This is a genomic window from Rhodococcus sp. AD45-ID, from assembly GCF_003023755.1.
GTDB lineage: Bacteria > Actinomycetota > Actinomycetes > Mycobacteriales > Mycobacteriaceae > Rhodococcus_F > Rhodococcus_F globerula.
The window spans coordinates 1-777 of the sequence record NZ_PYHL01000006.1 but is presented as its reverse complement, the minus strand read 5'-3'; the positions used below and the strand labels follow the sequence as shown (position 1 = coordinate 777).

Here is a 777-nt window from a genome sequence, read left to right as displayed (position 1 = left end):
GTCGTGATGGTCGAGCACCGCTTGTATCGTGCTCGCCAAGCTCTGTTCGTCTATTGCCTCCGGCAGATTCAGCATCACTGCCTGCGAGAAGCGATTGAATCCCGAGCCACCCCGCTCGACGAGCCACCGCATTATCGGCGTCAACGGAACCTCGCCGACACCACCGCCCGTCATTTCCTCCAACTTCGCTACGTCGGCCCCACCCGCCTCAACTGCTACCTCCGCCAACCCAGCCACTGTTTTACGCTCGAACACATCCCGCGGGGAGATGACCACGCCCTGAGCTTTTGCCCGCGCAGCAAGCTGAATCGACATGATGCTGTCACCGCCGAGGGCGAAGAACGAATCCTCCACGCCTACCGATTCGAGTCCGAGCACCTCCTCGAACAACCCTGCTAACGCCGATTCCATCTCGGTTACCGGAGCTCGGTATTCCTTCCGAACAGCAGAAAGATCCGGCGTGGGCAATGCGTCGCGGTCCAGCTTTCCGTTAGGGGTGACCGGCAACTCGTCAACCACCACCACCGCAGCCGGCACCATCTGCGCAGGGACCCGTCCTGCCACACAATCCACAATCACCGAAGTATCCAGGCCTACAGACGGTTCCGGCACCACATACCCGACCAACCGATCTTCCCGCACCGCAGCAGCCGCCCGAACCACCCCCACACACCCCAACAGCGCCGACTCCACCTCCCCCAACTCGATCCGAACACCACGCACCTTCACCTGCAGATCACCACGACCCACAAACTCCAACGCGAGACCCCCACCCGA

General features: G+C 61.8%; 1 protein-coding gene. It reads right to left on the bottom strand.

Translation table 11 applies throughout. The annotated features are described in order from the left end of the window. On the bottom strand, positions 1-777 hold a 777-nt coding region (locus tag C7T36_RS29800; RefSeq protein WP_146153472.1), incomplete at both ends, for a phosphopantetheine-binding protein.